The 17,561-nt window shown below is 72.4% G+C and carries 17 protein-coding genes; 9 read left to right on the top strand and 8 right to left on the bottom strand.

Annotated features, from left to right (window positions below; genetic code table 11):
* Positions 1 to 358 precede the first annotated feature (358 nt).
* Both Sco07f_RS27890 and Sco07f_RS27885 read left to right on the top strand, forming a co-directional pair.
* Positions 359 to 2,941, top strand: a complete 2,583-nt coding sequence (locus Sco07f_RS27890; RefSeq protein ID WP_108989611.1) for a DEAD/DEAH box helicase — start codon at positions 359 to 361, stop codon at positions 2,939 to 2,941.
* 115 nt (positions 2,942 to 3,056) lie between these two features.
* Positions 3,057 to 3,953, top strand: a complete 897-nt coding sequence (locus Sco07f_RS27885) for an alpha/beta fold hydrolase (RefSeq protein WP_087789608.1) — start codon at positions 3,057 to 3,059, stop codon at positions 3,951 to 3,953.
* An 11-nt stretch (positions 3,954 to 3,964) separates the two neighbouring features.
* On the opposite strand, the gene Sco07f_RS27880 is transcribed toward Sco07f_RS27885, so the two are convergent.
* The gene (locus Sco07f_RS27880) at positions 3,965 to 4,861 is read right to left on the bottom strand and encodes an NYN domain-containing protein (protein ID WP_007444424.1); all 897 of its coding nucleotides are present in this window, start codon (positions 4,859 to 4,861) and stop codon (positions 3,965 to 3,967) included.
* A gap of 262 nt (positions 4,862 to 5,123) precedes the next feature.
* Here Sco07f_RS27880 and Sco07f_RS27875 point away from each other — a divergent pair, with 262 nt between their 5' ends.
* Positions 5,124 to 5,276, top strand: a complete 153-nt coding sequence (locus tag Sco07f_RS27875) for a DUF8834 family protein (protein WP_007444413.1) — start codon at positions 5,124 to 5,126, stop codon at positions 5,274 to 5,276.
* 68 nt (positions 5,277 to 5,344) lie between these two features.
* Here the strand turns inward: Sco07f_RS27875 and Sco07f_RS27870 are convergent, their stop codons facing one another.
* The 3 genes from Sco07f_RS27870 to Sco07f_RS27860 all read right to left on the bottom strand — a co-directional run bounded on the left by Sco07f_RS27870 (position 5,345) and on the right by Sco07f_RS27860 (position 7,695).
* Entirely contained in the window at positions 5,345 to 5,950 is a 606-nt protein-coding gene (locus Sco07f_RS27870) for a MarC family protein (protein ID WP_087789609.1), read from the bottom strand.
* Between the two features lie 87 nt (positions 5,951 to 6,037).
* Entirely contained in the window at positions 6,038 to 6,895 is an 858-nt protein-coding gene (locus Sco07f_RS27865; protein WP_108989529.1) for a PHP domain-containing protein, read from the bottom strand.
* Between the two features lie 149 nt (positions 6,896 to 7,044).
* Positions 7,045 to 7,695, bottom strand: coding sequence for a DUF6758 family protein (locus Sco07f_RS27860; protein ID WP_007444420.1), 651 nt, complete (start codon positions 7,693 to 7,695; stop codon positions 7,045 to 7,047).
* 151 nt (positions 7,696 to 7,846) lie between these two features.
* Between Sco07f_RS27860 and Sco07f_RS27855 the strand changes: the two genes are divergently transcribed.
* Positions 7,847 to 9,070: an MFS transporter gene (locus Sco07f_RS27855; RefSeq protein ID WP_087789611.1), complete on the top strand. Its 1,224-nt coding sequence runs from the start codon at positions 7,847 to 7,849 to the stop codon at positions 9,068 to 9,070.
* 52 nt (positions 9,071 to 9,122) lie between these two features.
* Here Sco07f_RS27855 and Sco07f_RS27850 read toward each other — a convergent pair whose 3' ends face one another.
* The gene (locus Sco07f_RS27850) at positions 9,123 to 9,719 is read right to left on the bottom strand and encodes a suppressor of fused domain protein (protein ID WP_108989528.1); all 597 of its coding nucleotides are present in this window, start codon (positions 9,717 to 9,719) and stop codon (positions 9,123 to 9,125) included.
* 511 nt (positions 9,720 to 10,230) lie between these two features.
* On the opposite strand from Sco07f_RS27850, the gene Sco07f_RS27845 reads away from it, so the two are divergent.
* Positions 10,231 to 11,346, top strand: coding sequence for a magnesium and cobalt transport protein CorA (locus Sco07f_RS27845; RefSeq protein WP_007444409.1), 1,116 nt, complete (start codon positions 10,231 to 10,233; stop codon positions 11,344 to 11,346).
* 33 nt (positions 11,347 to 11,379) lie between these two features.
* Positions 11,380 to 11,892, top strand: a complete 513-nt coding sequence (locus Sco07f_RS27840) for a hypothetical protein (RefSeq protein WP_108989527.1) — start codon at positions 11,380 to 11,382, stop codon at positions 11,890 to 11,892.
* 16 nt (positions 11,893 to 11,908) lie between these two features.
* Here the strand turns inward: Sco07f_RS27840 and Sco07f_RS27835 are convergent, their stop codons facing one another.
* Positions 11,909 to 12,646, bottom strand: a complete 738-nt coding sequence (locus Sco07f_RS27835) for a hypothetical protein (protein WP_007444418.1) — start codon at positions 12,644 to 12,646, stop codon at positions 11,909 to 11,911.
* Positions 12,647 to 12,937: 291 nt separating this feature from the next.
* Between Sco07f_RS27835 and Sco07f_RS27830 the strand changes: the two genes are divergently transcribed.
* The 3 genes from Sco07f_RS27830 to Sco07f_RS27820 are packed head-to-tail and all read left to right on the top strand — an operon-like array spanning position 12,938 to position 16,006.
* The gene (locus Sco07f_RS27830; protein ID WP_007444407.1) at positions 12,938 to 14,239 is read left to right on the top strand and encodes a magnesium transporter MgtE N-terminal domain-containing protein; all 1,302 of its coding nucleotides are present in this window, start codon (positions 12,938 to 12,940) and stop codon (positions 14,237 to 14,239) included.
* Positions 14,229 to 14,828, top strand: a complete 600-nt coding sequence (locus tag Sco07f_RS27825; RefSeq protein WP_007444406.1) for a DUF1003 domain-containing protein — start codon at positions 14,229 to 14,231, stop codon at positions 14,826 to 14,828. Before Sco07f_RS27830 ends, Sco07f_RS27825 begins: the two co-directional genes overlap by 11 nt.
* Positions 14,829 to 14,872: 44 nt before the next feature.
* On the top strand, positions 14,873 to 16,006 hold the full coding sequence (locus Sco07f_RS27820; protein ID WP_087789613.1) for an Mrp/NBP35 family ATP-binding protein: 1,134 nt from the start codon (positions 14,873 to 14,875) through the stop codon (positions 16,004 to 16,006).
* A gap of 93 nt (positions 16,007 to 16,099) precedes the next feature.
* Here the strand turns inward: Sco07f_RS27820 and Sco07f_RS27815 are convergent, their stop codons facing one another.
* Both Sco07f_RS27815 and Sco07f_RS27810 read right to left on the bottom strand, forming a co-directional pair.
* Entirely contained in the window at positions 16,100 to 16,771 is a 672-nt protein-coding gene (locus Sco07f_RS27815; protein WP_007444416.1) for a hypothetical protein, read from the bottom strand.
* 238 nt (positions 16,772 to 17,009) lie between these two features.
* On the bottom strand, positions 17,010 to 17,501 hold the full coding sequence (locus Sco07f_RS27810; protein ID WP_108989526.1) for a sec-independent translocase: 492 nt from the start codon (positions 17,499 to 17,501) through the stop codon (positions 17,010 to 17,012).
* Positions 17,502 to 17,561: the final 60 nt, after the last annotated feature.

The following is a 17,561-nucleotide window of genomic DNA, read 5'->3' as shown; positions in this document are numbered from 1 at the left end:
GTACGGGTACGTGACATCGTCGTCGGGCCGCACGCATGAGGATGCCCGGTCGGTGGCCCGATCGGCTCCGACCCGACAGCCCTCCCTGCCGTACGCCACACTGCGTACGGGAATCCGGAGGGGGACCCTCAGTGGTACGAGCGCTGGAGCGTCGACAGAGGTCCCGTGTCCTACGGCTCGATCCGTAAGGCAGCCGACGTCCCCGACACGGTCCGGCACGACCCGCGCGCTCGCCTCGCACCACGTACACAGAAGAGGCAGCACCCTGACTACGACGTTCCGATCCCTCGGGATCCTCCCCGAGACCGCCGAAGCCCTCGAGGCCGTCGGCATCACCACTCCCTTCCCGATCCAGGAGCTGACGCTCCCCGTGGCCCTGTCGGGCACGGACGTGATCGGCCAGGCCAAGACCGGCACCGGCAAGACGCTGGGCTTCGGCCTCCCGCTCCTCGAGCGCGTCACCGTCCCCGCCGACGTCGAGGCGGGCCGGGCCGCGCCCGAGTCCCTGACCGACGCCCCGCAGGCCCTCGTCGTCGTCCCGACGCGCGAGCTGTGCCAGCAGGTCACCAACGACCTCCTGACCGCCGGCAAGGTCCGTAACGTGCGCGTCCTCGCCATCTACGGCGGCCGCGCCTACGAGCCGCAGGTCGAGGCCCTGAAGAAGGGCGTCGACGTGATCGTCGGCACCCCGGGCCGCCTGCTGGACCTCGCGGGCCAGAAGAAGCTGAGCCTGAAGCACATCAAGAGCCTGGTCCTGGACGAGGCCGACGAGATGCTCGACCTGGGCTTCCTGCCCGACGTCGAGAAGATCATCAACCTGCTTCCGGCCCGGCGCCAGACGATGCTGTTCTCGGCGACCATGCCGGGCGCGGTCATCGGACTCGCCCGCCGTTACATGTCGCAGCCCACGCACATCCGCGCCACCTCGCCGGACGACGCGGGTGCGACGGTGGCGAACACCAAGCAGTTCGTCTACCGCGCGCACAACATGGACAAGCCCGAGATGGTGGCCCGCATACTGCAGGCCGACGGCCGCGGTCTGGCCATGGTCTTCTGCCGCACCAAGCGCACCGCGGCCGACCTGGCCGACCAGCTCAAGCAGCGCGGGTTCGCCTCCGGCGCGGTCCACGGCGACCTCGGCCAGGGCGCCCGCGAGCAGGCCCTGCGCGCCTTCCGCAACGGCAAGGTGGACGTGCTCGTCTGCACCGACGTCGCCGCCCGCGGCATCGACGTCGAGGGCGTGACGCACGTCATCAACTACCAGTCGCCGGAAGAGGAGAAGACGTACCTGCACCGCATCGGCCGCACCGGCCGCGCGGGCGCGAAGGGTACGGCGATCACGCTGGTCGACTGGGACGACATCCCGCGCTGGCAGCTGATCAACAAGGCGCTGGACCTCGGTTTCAACGACCCGGCGGAGACCTACTCCACCTCCCCGCACTTCTACACCGACCTCGGCATCCCCGAGGGCACCAAGGGCGTCCTGCCGCGCTCGGAGCGCACCCGCGCCGGGCTCGACGCGGAGGAGCTCGAGGACCTGGGCGAGCCGGGCGGACGCGGTGGCCGCGGGCGTGGCGACCGGAGCGGCCGGGGTGGCCGCGACGACGCGCGTTCCGCCGACCGCGAGCGCGAGCGCGACCGTTCGTCCCGTACGACGCCGCGCCGCCGCCGTCGGATGCGCGGCGGTGCTCCGGTGGACGCGGAGGCCGCCGCGAGCCCCGTGGCCGAGGCCGTGACCGGCGGTGCGGACAGCGCCGCCGACGCGGGCACCGACGCCGCCAAGGCTCCCCGCACGCTGCGCCGCCGGCGCCGTACGCGCAGCGGTGAGCCGTCGCGCCGTCCGGAGGCCGCCGCGACGCCCGACACTCCCGTGGCGCAGGCCGCCGAGGACACCGCGCTCGCCCCCTCCGACGCCGCGGTCGTCGGCACCGCGGAGGCCGCCGAGGTCGTCGAGACCCCGGCGAAGCCGCGCCGCCGCCGCACCCGCAAGTCGGCGGAGGCTCCGGCAGCCGCCGAGGCGGTGGCCGTGGAAGCGGCTCCCCAGGCCGTCGTGGAGGCCCCGGCGGTCGTGGAGGCCCCGGTTGCCGAGGCCCCGGCCGAGAAGCCGCGCCGCCGCACGCGCAAGGCCACGGCCGCCGAGGCGGCGGTCGACACGGCCGAGGGAGCGACCGAGGCCGCGGCCGAGCCGGCCGAGACCAAGCCGCGCCGCCGGACCCGCAAGGCCGTCGAGGCCGCCGTAGAGGCCCCGGAGGCCGTGGCCGAGGCCGAGAGCAAGCCGCGCCGCACCCGCAAGACCGCCGCCGCCAAGGCGGAGGCCACCGCGGAAACCGCCGCCGACACCGCCGAGGGCACGGAGGCCAAGCCCAAGGTCCGCCGCACCCGCAAGGCCGCCGAGCCGGCCACGCAGGCCACCGAGGCCGAGGCCGAGACCGTGGCCGAGAGCAAGCCGCGCCGCACCCGCAAGACCGCCGCCGCCAAGGCGGAGGCCACCGCGGAAACCGCCGCCGACACCGCCGAGGCCGCGGAGGCCAAGCCCAAGGTCCGCCGCACCCGCAAGGCCGCCGAGCCGGCCACGCAGGCCACCGAGGCCGAGGCCGAGACCGTGGCCGAGACCAAGCCGCGCCGCACCCGCAAGACCGCCGCCGCCAAGGCGGAGGCCACCGCGGAAACCGCCGCCGACACCGCCGAGGCCGCGGAGGCCAAGCCCAAGGTCCGCCGCACCCGGAAGACCGCCGCCGCCAAGGCAGAGGCCGCCGCCGAGATCCCGGCTCAGGCCTCGCAGGAGCCGGAAGCCGCTCCGCGGCGCCGGACCCGTAAGGCCGCGGCCGCCGTCGAGGCGCCCGCCGGGGCCGCGGACACGGCGGAGGCGAAGCCGAAGGCACGGCGCACCCGCAAGGCGGCCGCGGCCGCCACGCAGCCCGCTGAGGCCGGCGAGAGCTGATCCCCGCCGAGCACCCGATCGCCGGCCCGGTCCCGCGACCCACGCGGGGCCGGGCCGGCGGCGTTGGCGCACCCGTGTCCACCGCCCGGCACCCCCTGCCCGATAACCTCTGCCCGTGAGCAGGAACGCCGCCTTCAGCCCGCCCCCGGACGCACGCGCGTACCGGCTGCGCACCGCGCGCGGAGAGTTCGCCGTCGTCGACTCACCCGTGGCCGAGGGGGTCGCGCCGAGGGGCGTGGTGATGATGCTGCCCGGGTTCACGGGGAGCAAGGAGGACTTCACGCTGCTGCACCGGCCGCTCGGAGCGCGCGGGTACCGCACGGTCGCCGTGGACGGGCGGGGGCAGTACGAGTCGGCCGGACCCGAGCACGACGAGGCCGCGTACGCTCGGCCCGAGCTGGCCCGCGACGTGCTGGCGCAGGTCGCCGCCCTCGGGACGCGGGTCCACCTTCTCGGGCACTCCCTGGGCGGCCAGATCGCGCGGGCCGCCGTCCTGCTCGACCATGCCCCGTTCCTGTCCCTCACGCTGGTGTCCTCGGGGCCGGCGCGGATCTCCGAGTCCCAGCGGCAGCGGGTGAAGCTGCTGCGGGACGCGCTGGACACGATGACGATGGAGCAGGTCTGGACGGTGATGCAGACCATGGAACCGCCGGAGGAGGCCGGCGCCCCGGCGCCCGCCCACGGCCCGGCGGAACCGGCCCGGCTGCGCGAGCGCTGGCTGGGCACCAGGCCCGCCCAACTGCTGGCCACGGGACGTCAGTTGTGCACCGAGCCGGACCGTGTCGCCGAACTCGCCGACGTGCCGCTGCCGTACCACGTGCTGTCGGGCACCTACGACGACACCTGGCCCGTGCCGCTCCTGGACGACATGGCCGTACGGCTGGACGCGCGCCGGACGGTCGTCGCGGGCGCCGAGCACTCTCCCAACACCGACCAGCCGCTGCCCACCGCCCGTGCCCTCGCGGACTTCTGGGACGACCACCCGGCGCCTCCCCGGCCGAGCGCCCCCTGAGGGGAGGCCGGCTAGTACTGCGCCCGCAGGTGCTCCCAGAAGCCGTCCCGCAGCGCCCGGCGCAGGTCGGCCTGGCCGCGCAGCGAGTACTGGAGCAGCCCCTCGGCCTCCACCAGCAGGTCCTGGTCCACGGAGCCGGGCAGGTAGGGGTGGCCGGGGAGCAGCTCCAGCAGGGCGTCACGTCCCCGCGCCGCCAGCCACTTCGCCGCGATCTGCGCGCCCACGAAGCGGACGTCCTCGCGGGCGGGACGCAGGACGACCGCCCCCTCGACGGAGTGGGTCGTGCGCCGGGAGACGTACGGCTTGAAGAAGTCGAGGTCGAGGGTGCGCTGGCTGTCGACCTCCCAGAGCAGCGGGTCGGCCTGGTTGCGGCCCTCGGGGGCCTCGATGCCCCACAGGTGGACGCGGGCGCCGTACCCCTGGGCGGCCTCGACCGCCGACACCAGGTCCTCGTCGCCGCCGAGCAGGGCCGCGTCGCTGATGGCGCGGTGCCGGGCGAGGGACTCCAGGTCGGAGCGGATGAGGGAGTCGACGCCCTTCTGCTGGTTGTTGGCATTGAGGTTGCCCAGGCGGACCTTGACGTCGGGCAGCTCGGCGATGGACTGCTGCTCGGCGGTGTGGATGCGGCGCCGGGCGCCGTCGTACCAGTACACGCGCAGCAGGCGGCTGTCCGCGAAGATGGTGCGGGCCTTGTCGATGAGGGCCTCGATCAGCCCCTCGGCGTCCAGGTCGAAGGCCCGGCGGTCCTCGGTCCCGGCCACCAGTCGCCCCGCCGCCGCGTAGAGGTAGCCGGCGTCGACGAAGATCGCGTGGGTCGAGGGGGTCTTCGCCACCTCGGCGAGCATGCGCTGGAGCAGCTCGTTCGTGCGATCGATGCGAGCGTGCAGTGGCGCGAGGTCGTCGTTCATCGCCTCCATTGTCCCGGTCGTCACGCTACGAATACAACCGGTCCCGGTCAGTCTTGTTCCGGACACCTGCCGACAGGTCCGCTCACATCGGCTCGCAACAAGCGACTTACCTGTCAGTAATTAGCCGAGCGAAAAATTTCCTTAGCGTAGGGAATGTTTGCAGAGGGCATCCCGTTGACCATTACGGAAGCCCGGGCACCGACGACCCAGGAGCCACACCAGTAGTTCTCCGCAGGAGGATGACCAGATCAAGGGAGAGGCCATGCGCTTTGAAGTCATGCGACTCGACGACGTCGACGGGACCCCCGTGGACACGACTGTCGTGGACGCCGCCTCCGTGAACCGCATCGTTCAGCAGGCCGCCGCCATCGGGCAGCGCCTGTGGATCCGCCCCGCCGACACCTCGGCCTTGTAGCGCGGACCCTTCGCACACGCGCAGGGCCCCCGTACGGAACGACACCGTGCGGGGGCCCTGCGGTCGTTTCAGGCGCCCTGGATCACCTGGGTGACGCCGTTGATGATCTGCTGCACGGCGATCGCGGAGAGCATCATGCCGGCGAGGCGGGTCACCAGGACCACGCCGCCGTCCTTGATCACCCGGATGATCAGCAGCGAGTACCGCATCACCAGCCACAGCACCACGTGGATGGCGAGGATCGCGGCCCACACCGAGACCTGCCCGGTCACGCCGTCCGCCTTCTGCACGGCCAGGATGACCGACACGATCGCCCCGGGTCCGGCGAGCAGCGGCATGCCCAGCGGTACGAGCGCGACGTTGACGTCCTTGGTCTGCTTCGGCTCGTCCGTCTTGCCGGTGAGCAGGTCGAGGGCGATCAGCAGGAGCAGCAGCCCGCCCGCGATCATCAGGGCGGGCACGGACACGTGCAGGTAGCCCAGGATCTGGTGCCCGAGCAGACCGAACACGGTGATCACGCCGCCGGCGACGCAGACGGCCTGGAAGGCCATCCGGCGCTGCACCTTGGCGGGGCGCCCTGCGGTGAGCGCGAGGAAGATCGGTGTGATCCCGGGGGGATCCATGATGACAAAAAGGGTCAGGAAGAGGGAGCCGAAGACGGCGACGTCGAACATGGGTGTGCTACTGGCCTTGCGGAAGAGGGGGAAGGGTGGAAGGAGGCGCGCGGGCGCGGGAGGTGCGGGGCGCGCAGGAGGTGAGGCTCAGGCCCCGCCGGCGCCCGGCACGGGGAAGGCCCCGAACGCCCGTCGCGTGATTTCCCCGTAGACCTCGGGGTCGGTCGTGTACTCGCCGAGCACACAGGTCTTCCGGCTGCCGTGGTAGTCGCTCGAGCCGGTCACCAGGAGCCCCAGCTCCTTCGCCGTCCCGCGCAGCCGCGCCCGGGTCTCCGCGTCGTGGTCCATGTGGTCGACCTCGATGCCGTCGAGCCCGGCGGCCGCCAGGTCGGCGATCGCGGTCTCGGGCACGGTACGGCCCCGCTTGGCGGCGGCCGGGTGCGCGAACACGGCGACGCCGCCCGCACCCTTGATCAGCCGGAGCGCCTCGAAGGGGTCGGTCTCGTGCTTGTCCACGTGGGCCCGGCCGCCGTCGGCCAGCCAGTCCGCGGTGAAGGCGTCGTTCACGGTCGGGACGACGCCCAGTTCCACGAGGGCGGAGGCCACGTGCGGCCGGCCGACCGAGCCGTCGCCGGCGATCCTGGCGACCTGCTCCCAGGTGACGGGCACGCCCAGCTCGTTGAGCCTGGCGACCATGGCCCGCGCGCGCGGCACCCGGTCGTCCCGGACCAGCTCGCGCTCGGCGAGCAGGGCGGGCTCCTCGGGGTCGAAGAGGTAGGCCAGCATGTGCATGCTGACGCCGTCGAGGCGGCAGGAGAGTTCGGCGCCGGTGACGAGGGTGAGCCCCTCGGGCAGCGCGGCGACCGCCTCGGCGTGCCCCCGGGTGGTGTCGTGGTCGGTCAGCGCGACGACGTCGAGGCCGGTCGCGGCGGCCTTGCGCACCAGCTGGGCGGGGGTGTCCGTGCCGTCGGACGCGGTGGAGTGGGTGTGCAGATCGATGCGCACGACGCTGACTCCAAGCGGGACGGGACGGACGGGGACACTCAAGGATAACCGGATCCGGACCGCCCACCGTCACACCCGCAGCGGCCCTGCGCCCCCTACGCACCCTGCCGGCCCGGCACCTGCCCGCCCGGCACCGCCCCCACGAGGACCTACGGCGCCGTCGGCTCGATCAGCCGCGGCGACAGCGCCCCGCATGGCACCAGGTCCACCTCGGCGCCGGCGTCCCGCAGGTCGGTCAGCACCAGTTCCTCGTACATCAGCAGCCCCGACCGCTCGGGCCACACGACGGCCCACAGCCACATGCCGAGGGCCTCCCCGGCGAAGACGGCGCGGTCCACGGGGCCGCCGGAGACGTGCCAGAGGGGGGTGGGCCGGCCCGCGGCCAGGACCTTGGCCTGGGGCGGCTTCTCGACCTCCATGTACGGCCCGGGGTCCGGGGCGTCCAGGCCCGCGTACCGCGCGCCGAGGCCGACGCCGAGCTCCTCGGCGACCAGGATCAGCTCACCGATGCCGCCGAGCGGGCCGGGCCCGGAACAGGCGACGGCGGTCGCCCTGCCGCCACTGCGGTCGTCGCCCGCGCAGGCCACGCCGGTGAACAGCCAGCCGACCGGCAGCGGCCAGGGCATCCACACCGGCACCTGCGTGCGGTGCACCACGACGCCGAGCGCCTCGACGCTGGGCGGGAGCACGGGCTGCAGCGGGTGCACGGTGCCGTGCAGGTCGCACTGCCAGGAATCGGCGAAGAGACCGGGAGCCCTGACCCGGCCACCACACTTCGGGCAACTGGGTTCGCCCCTCATAGAGCCCCACGGTCCTACCCTCACCCGCCCACGTCAAGGACGATCACCCATCCGCGAAACTAGGTGCATGTTGCATTAATTAGCAGAGCTAACTTACTATGTGCATACGCCAACCATTTGGCACCCATCTCGTCGGCATTGGAGAGCAAGCATGGATCCCTTCGACGCGGGTGCGGGCGGCATCCTGCGGCAGCCCAAGGCCGTGTGGGCGACCGCGGGCGCGTCCGTCGTGGCCTTCATGGGCATCGGGCTCGTGGACCCGATCCTCCCGTCCATCGCCAAGGGCCTGGACGCGAGCGCCGGACAGGTCTCCCTCCTGTTCACCTCGTACTTCCTCATCACCGCCCTGGCCATGCTGGTCACCGGCTTCGTCTCCAGCCGCATCGGCGGCCGCAAGACCCTGCTGCTCGGCCTGGCCTTCGTCGTGGTCTTCGCGGGCCTGGCCGGCACCTCCGACACCGTCGGCCAGCTCGTCGGCTACCGGGCCGGCTGGGGCCTCGGCAACGCCCTGTTCGTCTCCACGGCCCTCGCGGTGATCGTCGGCGCGGCGGCCGGCGGCAGCGCCGCCGCGATCCTGCTCTACGAGTCCGCCCTCGGCCTCGGCATGGCCTGCGGCCCGCTCCTGGGCGCGCTGCTCGGCGACGCCAGCTGGCGCTACCCGTTCTTCGGCACGGCCTTCCTGATGGCGATCGGCTTCCTGTGCATCTCGGTGTTCCTCAAGGAACAGCCGAAGCCCGCCCGCAAGACCTCGCTGCTCGACCCGCTCAGGGCGCTGGGCCACGGCGGCCTCGCCTCCGCCGCCGTCTCGGCGTTCTTCTACAACTACACGTTCTTCACCGTGCTGGCCTTCACGCCCTTCGTGCTGAACATGACGCCGTACAAGTCCGGCGCGGTGTTCTTCGCCTGGGGCGTGCTGCTCGCCGTCTTCTCGGTCCTGGTGGCGCCGCGCATGCAGAAGCGCTTCGGCTCGCTCAAGGTGCTCGGCGGCTCACTGGTGCTGCTCGCGGCCGACGTGCTCGTCCTCGGCTACGGCAACCACACCGCGGCGATCGTCTGCACGATCCTGTCCGGCGCGTTCATCGGCGTGAACAACACCGTCTACACCGAGCTGGCCCTCGGGGTCTCGGACGCGCCGCGTCCGGTGGCGAGCGCGGGCTACAACTTCGTGCGCTGGTTCGCCGCGGCGGCCGCGCCCTACTTCGCGCCGAAGATCGAGGAGTGGACCGACGTGCACATCCCGTTCGTGGTGGCGGCGGTGACCGCCGTGCTCGGCGCGGTCGTGGTCGCCGTACGGCGCCGGGCGCTCACTCACGAGGCCGAGGAGCTGGAGCCGAAGCACGCGGCCGAGGACTCGGTCGCGGTGTTCGCCGACTGACCGGCCTCGCCAACGGGCGGGACGCTCCGGTGAGTTACGTCACCCGGACGAATCAGTCCAGGGGAACGGACCTGCGCGAAGGATCGCGCAGGTCCGTTCCGTGGTTCAGCCAGCGTTCCTGGAGGGCGGGCGCGCCGTGCACGCGCTTCCAGGCGGCCTCGTTCGGCGTCATCGGCAGCAGCGGCAGGAACCGCACCGGGTCCAGCGGGGCGTACAGCTCCAGGTCCTCGACCAGGCCCCCCGGCTCGGCGACCAGGACCGAGGTGAACGGCGCCCCGGGCCACAGCGGCTCACCGACGTCCAGCGAGGCGCCGGGCGCCACGATCACGCCCTCGACCTGCGGGGACGCAGCCAGTACGGCGAGCGGGCGGAGCACCTTGTCGGTGTCGGCCACCCCGGAGCGCACGGAGAGCACCAGCTCGGCGCGGGGGCCCTTGACCGGGTCGGCGAGCGCGGCCGTGGGGTCCGCCATGGGCTGGGCGGACATGCCGAGGGTGGCGTAGCGGACGACGTCGCCCTCCTGGCCGGCGGCGGGGAAGCGCAGCACCTCGATGCGGTCGGTGCCGAGGAAGGTGACCGCCGCGCGCGCGTCCGGCTCGCCCAGCGCGCTGTGCAACCGGGCCTCGACCAGAGGAAGAACATCAGCCATGCGGCGAGCATAGAACTCGTCGGGATGAGGCAAAGCGGCGCCTTGACACGTCGGGTGACTGGTACTCTGGCCCAGCGGTTCGGGGCAGCACGCAGAGCGTCGCGATCAAGCCCCCGACGCTGTGGAATCTCCCCTACGGGGAACCCCTCTAAACCAGGGGAATGGATCGTCCCTCACGAGGGACCGGCCGGAGGAGGTGGGGCTGGCATGGACCGAAGTCGACCGTGCAGTACCACCCGCTCTTCCGGCCGCTGACGCAGCCGCACCGGCTTTCTTCCCGTCGCCGCTGTCCGTACGCGCGCCCTCGCGAGGAAGAGCACTTCGTCTCGTTTTGTCTGACCGGGCCTTCGGTCCGTGTCAGCAGCTGAATCAGCAGCGAAGTCGGCCACCGCGACGGTGCGGTGCCCCCCGCTTTGTGGACGCGCCGAGCACGCGTGGTCAGGACGTCCTCATTCCGGGCGGTTCCATCCGTCACCGGCCTCGTTCGCTGCCCGCCGCGAAGGAGCCTGCCATGTCGATGATCCGTGACCTGCGCGCCGCGGTCCGCCCGTCCCGCGTCTCTCTGCGCAAGGACGGCGGCGCCTACGACACCACCCGCGACCCGGCGACGGCCTCCGCCGTCGTCGACTGCGCCGTCTACCGCGACGGCACGCGCGTCGAGACCGACGTGCCGCTGACCCCGCACACGGCGATGCGCCAGGTGCGCCGCGACGGCGGCTTCGTGTGGATCGGCCTGCACGAGCCCACCGAGGACGAGTTCGCCGGTATCGCCCGGGAGTTCGGGCTGCACCCGCTGGCCGTGGAGGACGCGGTCCAGGCCCACCAGCGGCCCAAGCTGGAGCGCTACGACGACTCCCTGTTCACGGTCTTCAAGACCGTCCACTACGTCGACCACGACCAGCTCACCGCCAACAGCGAGGTCGTCGAGACCGGCGAGGTCATGTGCTTCACCGGGCGGGACTTCTTCATCACCGTCAGGCACGGCGGCCAGGGCTCGCTGCGCGCCCTGCGGTGCCGGCTCCAGGAGGACCCCGAGCTGCTGCTCAAGGGCCCCTCGGCGGTGCTGCACGCCATCGCCGACCACGTCGTCGACGGCTACATCGCCGTCGCCGACGCGGTGCAGGACGACATCGACGAGGTCGAGACGGAGGTGTTCTCGCCGGGCCGCAAGGGCACCCCGCGCGGCACCGACGCCGGCCGGATCTACCAACTCAAGCGCGAGGTGCTCGAGTTCAAGCGTGCGGTGGCGCCGCTGCTGCGCCCCATGCAGCTGCTCAGCGAGCGGCCGATGCGGCTGGTCGACCCGGAGATCCAGAAGTACTTCCGGGACGTCGCCGACCACGTGGCACGGGTCCAGGAGCAGGTCATCGGCTTCGACGAGCTGCTGAACTCCATCCTCCAGGCCAACCTCGCCCAGGCGTCCGTCGCCCAGAACGAGGACATGCGCAAGATCACCTCGTGGGCCGCGATCATCGCCGTCCCGACGATGGTGTGCGGGGTGTACGGCATGAACTTCGACTACATGCCGGAGACGCACTGGAAGTTCGGCTATCCGCTGGTCCTGTCCGTCACCGTCGTCATCTGCCTGGGCATCCACCGCACGCTCAAGCGCAACGGCTGGCTCTGAACCCGGCCGCGGGCCGCTGGATAGGCTGACCGCATGACAAGCGAGCTGCTCGAGAAGGCCCTCGTCGAGGAGGCCACGAAGAAGTCCGGCCTCATCTGGGTCAAGGGCCCCGGGGTGCCCGCACGGGCGCTGTGGCACGTCTGGCACGAGGGCGCCGCCTGCGTCGTCGGCGACGGGCCGGGCGAGCAGCCGCTGCCGGGCCTGGCCGACGGAGCGGCGGCCGAGGTGACGGTGCGCAGCAAGGACAAGGGCGGCCGGCTGGTCTCCTGGGCCGCGCGGGTCGTGGAGCTGCCGTCCGGTTCCGAGGCGTGGCGGGCGGCGGTCGGCGACCTCAAGGGCAAGCGGCTGAACGCCCCGGACGGCGAGGCGATGACCGGCCGCTGGGCCCGCGAGTGCCGGGTGCTGCGCCTGGAGCCGACGGGGCGCACGGCGCCGCTGCCCGACGCCTCCCTGGCCGAGGCACCGCTGCCGAGCCCGGCGACGACCCGGCAGCCGGTGCCGGCGGGGCTGCCCCGGCTGCTGCTGAAGCGCCGCAAGCGGCGCTGACGGCGTCCGGGAGGCGTCAGGAGGACGGCAGCTGCTTGCCGTAGTCCAGGGTGTCGTCCTTCGCCGGCTGCTCGAGGGCGAAGTCCTTGTTCCAGTCCGAGAAGCCGATGGTGCCCGCGCTGCCCGCCCGCACCAGCCGCAGCGGGTAGGGCTTGCCCTCCAGGGAGACGTCCAGCGCACCGCCCGCGCCGTCGTCGCCGGTGACGCGGATGGTGCGCACACCCGCCTGCTCGTGGCGGCCGTCGGTCTTCACCGTGCCGTGCAGCGTCAGCAGCCCGTCGAGGAGGACGTCCTTGTCCGTGAAGCCGCTGAACTTCTTGTACACGGGATCGCTCTGCGGCACCTTCACGTACTTGCCGGCCAGCTTGTCGGCCGCCTTGGCGTCGCCGTCGTCGTGGCTCCAGAACCCGGCGTCGGCCTTGAGGAAGAGCTGCTCTCCGACCCGCAGCAGTCCGAACGTCGTCCCCTCGGCGGCGACCGACCCGGTTGCTCCGTCGGCCTTCAGCCGCATGTCGAGGGTGTACCTGCTGCCTCCGGCCTCCACCGTGCCGTGCAGACGGACCGTGTCGGCGGCCTCGGCGGCCGTGGTGGCCTTGGCGTGGATCTTGTCGGCGGAGAGCTTCCCGAGGCCGTTGGTGCCCGCGTCGGGGTCCTCGCCGCCGCATCCCGTCAGCCCGGCTCCCGTCACGGCCAGGGCGCACACCGGGCCCAGCCAGGCGGCCCTGCGGATTCGGCGCCGGGGAGTCACAGACACAGGTGGAACTGCCTTTCTGACAGGGGGTGACACGGAGCGGCCGCGCGTCGACGGCGAGCCGACAGGGCGTGGGCCGCAGCGTACCGGGGCCGTCCGCGGCGAACGGAGCCAGTCCGTCCGGACCGGCCACGAGGGCGAGGCCGATCGGGACGGGCTAGCCTGAAGCGCGTCCGAGCGGGCAATTCGGAAAAGAGACACTGTACGAATCAGCTTTCCCGCACTCTCACTCGACTCGCAGGCACTCGCGCTCGGCTCCGTGAAGCACACGCGTGAGGAAAGGAGGCCGCGGCCATGGCAGCGGGCGCCCCCCGGATCTTCGTCTCCCACCTCTCCGGCATCGCCGTCTTCGACCCGGCCGGTGACCAGGTGGGGCGCGTCCGCGATCTGGTCGTCATGCTCCGCGTCGGCCGCAAACCCCCGCGCGTGCTCGGACTGGTCGTCGAACTCACCACCCGCCGCCGGATCTTCCTGCCCATGACCCGGGTCACCGGCATCGAGTCCGGCCAGGTGATCACCACCGGCGTCCTCAACGTCCGGCGTTTCGAGCAGCGGCCCACCGAGCGCCTCGTCTTCGGCGAGCTGCTCGACCGGAGGGTCACGCTCACCGAGACGGGCGAGGAGGCGACGGTCCTCGACCTGTCGGTGCAGCAGCTGCCCGCCCGCCGGGACTGGGAGATCGACAAGGTCTTCGTCCGCAAGGGCAGGAAGGGCGGCGCCTTCCGCCGCAACAAGGGCGAGACGCTCACCGTCGAGTGGTCCGGCGTCACCGGCTTCTCCGTCGAGGAGCAGGGGCAGGGCGCCGAGAACCTGCTGGCCACCTTCGAGCAGCTGCGCCCCGCCGACCTCGCCAACGTCCTGCACCACCTGTCCGCCAAGCGCCGCGCCGAGGTAGCCGCCGCCCTCGACGACGACCGCCTGGCCGACGTGCTGGAGGAGCTGCCGGAGGACGACCAGATCGAGATCCTCGGCAAGCTGAAGGAGGAGCGCGCCGCGGACGTCCTGGAGGCCATGGACCCCGACGACGCGGCCGACCTGCTCGGCGAGCTGCCCGAGGCGGACAAGGAGCGGCTGCTGAGCCTGATGCAGCCCTCCGACGCCGCCGACATGCGGCGCCTGATGGCGTACGAGGAGCACACGGCGGGCGGTCTGATGACGACCGAGCCGATCGTGCTGCGGCCCGACGCGACCGTCGCCGACGCCCTGGCCCGCATCCGCAACCCCGACCTGTCCCCGGCGCACGCCGCCCAGGTCTACGTCTGCCGCCCGCCCGAGGAGACCCCGACCGGCAAGTACCTGGGCACGGTCCACTTCCAGCGCCTGCTGCGGGACCCCCCGTACACGCTGGTCGGCTCGATCCTCGACGACGACCTGCAACCCCTGGAGCCGGACGCCGCGCTGCCGGTGGTGGCCGGGTTCTTCGCCGCGTACGACATGGTCGCGGCGCCCGTCGTCGACGACTCGGGGGCGCTGCTCGGCGCGGTCACCGTGGACGACGTACTGGACCACATGCTGCCCGACGACTGGCGGGAGACCGAGTACCACCTGGACGAGACGACGGGGACGACGGGGGAGGTGGGCGCGGGTGGTGCCTGAGCGCGAGACGACGGCCCGGGAGCGCGCCGTGTCCGGAGCGACCGCTTCCTCCCGGGCCCGGACCCGCCTCGACCAGCCCCGCCCGCCGCGCCGCAGGCTGCTGCCCGAGTGGGACCCGGAGTCCTTCGGCCGGCTGTCGGAGCGCGTCGCGCGCTTCCTGGGCACCGGGCGGTTCATCGTCTGGATGACGGTCGTCATCATCCTGTGGGTGCTGTGGAACGTCGCGGCCCCGAGCGCCCTGCGGTTCGACGAGTACCCGTTCATCTTCCTGACCCTGGCCCTGTCCCTTCAGGCGTCCTACGCCGCTCCGCTGATCCTGCTCGCGCAGAACCGGCAGGACGACCGGGACCGGGTCAACCTGGAGCAGGACCGCAAGCAGAACGAGCGGTCGATCGCCGACACCGAGTACCTGACCCGGGAGATCGCCGCCCTGCGCATCGGCCTCGGCGAGGTCGCGACGCGGGACTGGATCCGCTCCGAGCTCCAGGACCTCGTCAAGGACCTGGAGGAGCGGCAGAACGGCCACCACCCCGACCGTGGGGTATTCCCGGCGGATCGGTCGCCGGGGCGTGACGTACACGACCGCTGACGGGGCTTTCCGCGCCCCGTGGGCGGCGCCGTACCATCGTGTCTATGGCTACGGAAGACGCGGTGCGCGAAGCACTGGCGACGGTGAACGACCCCGAGATCAACCGGCCCATCACCGAGCTGGGGATGGTCAAGTCGGTGGACATCGGCGCGGACGGAGCGGTCGCGGTCGCCGTGTACCTGACGGTCTCCGGCTGCCCCATGCGGGACACCATCACGCAGCGCGTGACGGACGCGGTGGCGGCGGTCGAGGGTGTCACGCGCGTCGACGTCGAGCTGGACGTGATGAGCGACGAGCAGCGCAAGGAGCTGGCCTCCGCCCTGCGCGGCGGCCAGACCGAGCGCGAGGTGCCCTTCGCCAAGCCGGGCAGCCTGACCCGGGTGTACGCGGTGGCGTCCGGCAAGGGCGGCGTCGGCAAGTCGTCGGTGACGGTGAACCTGGCGGCCTCGATGGCGGCCGACGGTCTGAAGGTCGGTGTCGTCGACGCCGACATCTACGGCCACTCGGTGCCGCGCATGCTGGGCGCCGACGGGCGTCCGACCCAGGTCGAGAACATGATCATGCCGCCTTCGGCCAACGGCGTGAAGGTCATCTCGATCGGCATGTTCACCCCGGGCAACGCGCCGGTGGTCTGGCGCGGCCCGATGCTGCACCGCGCGCTCCAGCAGTTCCTCGCGGACGTGTACTGGGGCGACCTGGACGTCCTGCTGCTCGACCTGCCGCCGGGCACCGGTGACATCGCGATCTCGGTGGCGCAGCTGGTGCCGAACGCCGAGATCCTGGTCGTGACGACCCCTCAGCAGGCCGCCGCCGAGGTGGCGGAGCGGGCCGGCGCCATCGCGGTGCAGACCCACCAGAAGATCGTCGGCGTGGTCGAGAACATGTCCGGGCTGCCCTGCCCGCACTGCGGCGAGATGGTCGACGTCTTCGGCACCGGCGGCGGACAGGCGGTCGCCGACGGCCTGACCCGCACGACGGGCGCCTCGGTGCCGGTCCTCGGCTCCATCCCGATCGACGTCCGGCTGCGCGAGGGCGGCGACGAGGGCCGGCCCGTCGTCCTGTCCGACCCGGACTCCCCCGCGGGCGCGGCCCTGCGCGCGATCGCGGGCAAGCTCGGGGGCCGTCAGCGGGGCCTTTCGGGGCTGTCGCTGGGGATCACGCCGAAGAACAAGTTCTGACGATCCCGTAAGGGCCACGGGCCACGGGTGTGGGGCGCTGTCCGCCGGGACGGCGCCCCTCGTCGTACGTACGGCTGCCGGGGGCGGGCCCGGCTAGGCGTACGCGGCGATGTCCTTGACGACGGCGAAGGCCAGCCCGTAGGCGCTCATGCCCCGCCCGTACGCGCCGAGGTGGACACCCTGCTCGGTGGAGCCGGCCAGCACCCAGCCGAACTCGGACTCCCGGTAGTGGAAGGGCGTCGGCACGCCGTCCACGGGGAGGGACAGCTTCGTCCAGTCCTCGCCCTCGAGGTCGTCCGCGAGGACCCAGGCCGTCTCGGTCTGCTGCTCCAGCCAGTCGTCGCGCAGCGAGTGGTCCATCTGGCCGGGCCAGGTGAAGGACAGCAGCCCCACTCCGGCGAGCCAGGCCGCCGAGGACACCGAGGTGGCCTCCAGCAGGCCGGTGCCGTCGGCGCTGCGCCGGTCGGGGTTGGCCGCGACGGTCACGACGACCGCGAACTTCTCCTTGGCGTCCTGCTCGTCGCCCGCCACGTGCTCGTTGCGCACCGACGGTTCGTCGCCGTGGCCGATCGAACCGTGCTCCACGGCCCCGTCGGCCGCCGTACCCACCTGCATCAGCCGGCGCGGTCCCGTGAAGGCCTCGTCGAGGCCGTACCACGGGAAGGGCGCACGCAGGTAGTCGTCGACCGTACGCCGGGCGAAGGGGGACTCGGGTCCGCCCTCCGCGGCCGGCGTCTGCGCGACTGCCCGACTCGTCGTCTCCATGTGCCCGGACGCCTCCTCGCTCTCGTCGGACCGTGCCCGCCCCCCTTCGGGCGCACTCGTCCGGTCCGCACAACAACTCGGGCAGCATAGCCACACCGCCGGCGACAGCCGGGGAATCGCCCGGCGCGTGGGCCGCGCGGGCGTCGCGTTCAGGGCTTGTGCGCCCCGTCCGGAGTATGAGACACGTCACGTTCCCGGCGCGCGAGCCGGACGTGGAGGGCCGGCGCGACGACCGGGCTCAGGTGGCGTCCGCGTCGAAGGGCGGGCGGTCGTCCGCGGCGGACTTCTCGAGCTTCGCGGGGGTGCCGGACGTCTCGGGCTTCTTCGACATGTCGATACGACCGCTGCCGGAACCGGAGGAGCCGGCGGACCCGGAGGACGACGAACCGGAGGACGAGGCGTCCGCGTCACGGCTGTGGACCGCGTCCGCGACCTCGGCCATCTCCTTCTTCAGGTCGAAGCCGTTGCGGATCTCCTTGAGACCCAGTTCGTCGTTGTCCAGCTGCTTGCGGATGAACGTCTTGGGGTTCAGGTCCTCGAACTCGAAGTCCTTGAACTCGGGGCCCAGTTCCTGGCGGATGTCCTGCTTGGCGCTGTCCGAGAACTCGCGGATCTTCCGGATGGTGCGCGTCACGTCCTGGATGACCTTGGGGAGCTTGTCCGGACCGAAGACGAGCACGGCGAGGACGACGAGCGTCACCAGCTCTAGTGCGCCTATGTCATTGAACACCTGAAGCTCCTTGGAATGTCCGGGCCGCCACCACGGTACCCGCCGACCCCGCCCGACCGG

The organism is Streptomyces coelicoflavus (genome assembly GCF_003112555.1).
GTDB lineage: Bacteria > Actinomycetota > Actinomycetes > Streptomycetales > Streptomycetaceae > Streptomyces > Streptomyces coelicoflavus.
Note: the sequence above shows the minus strand (reverse complement) of the source record. Positions and strands in the feature narration are given on the sequence as shown.

Excerpts from the sequence above, each read along its gene's own strand:
- Sco07f_RS27880 (WP_007444424.1), bottom strand. The coding sequence starts at position 4,861 with ATGAACGACGACCTCGCGCCACTGCACGCTCGCATCGATCGCACGAAC.
- Sco07f_RS27875 (WP_007444413.1), top strand. The coding sequence starts at position 5,124 with ATGCGCTTTGAAGTCATGCGACTCGACGACGTCGACGGGACCCCCGTG.
- Sco07f_RS27870 (WP_087789609.1), bottom strand. The coding sequence starts at position 5,950 with ATGTTCGACGTCGCCGTCTTCGGCTCCCTCTTCCTGACCCTTTTTGTC.
- Sco07f_RS27860 (WP_007444420.1), bottom strand. The coding sequence starts at position 7,695 with ATGAGGGGCGAACCCAGTTGCCCGAAGTGTGGTGGCCGGGTCAGGGCT.
- Sco07f_RS27855 (WP_087789611.1), top strand. The coding sequence starts at position 7,847 with ATGGATCCCTTCGACGCGGGTGCGGGCGGCATCCTGCGGCAGCCCAAG.
- Sco07f_RS27850 (WP_108989528.1), bottom strand. The coding sequence starts at position 9,719 with ATGGCTGATGTTCTTCCTCTGGTCGAGGCCCGGTTGCACAGCGCGCTG.
- Sco07f_RS27845 (WP_007444409.1), top strand. The coding sequence starts at position 10,231 with ATGTCGATGATCCGTGACCTGCGCGCCGCGGTCCGCCCGTCCCGCGTC.
- Sco07f_RS27840 (WP_108989527.1), top strand. The coding sequence starts at position 11,380 with ATGACAAGCGAGCTGCTCGAGAAGGCCCTCGTCGAGGAGGCCACGAAG.
- Sco07f_RS27830 (WP_007444407.1), top strand. The coding sequence starts at position 12,938 with ATGGCAGCGGGCGCCCCCCGGATCTTCGTCTCCCACCTCTCCGGCATC.
- Sco07f_RS27820 (WP_087789613.1), top strand. The coding sequence starts at position 14,873 with ATGGCTACGGAAGACGCGGTGCGCGAAGCACTGGCGACGGTGAACGAC.
- Sco07f_RS27815 (WP_007444416.1), bottom strand. The coding sequence starts at position 16,771 with ATGGAGACGACGAGTCGGGCAGTCGCGCAGACGCCGGCCGCGGAGGGC.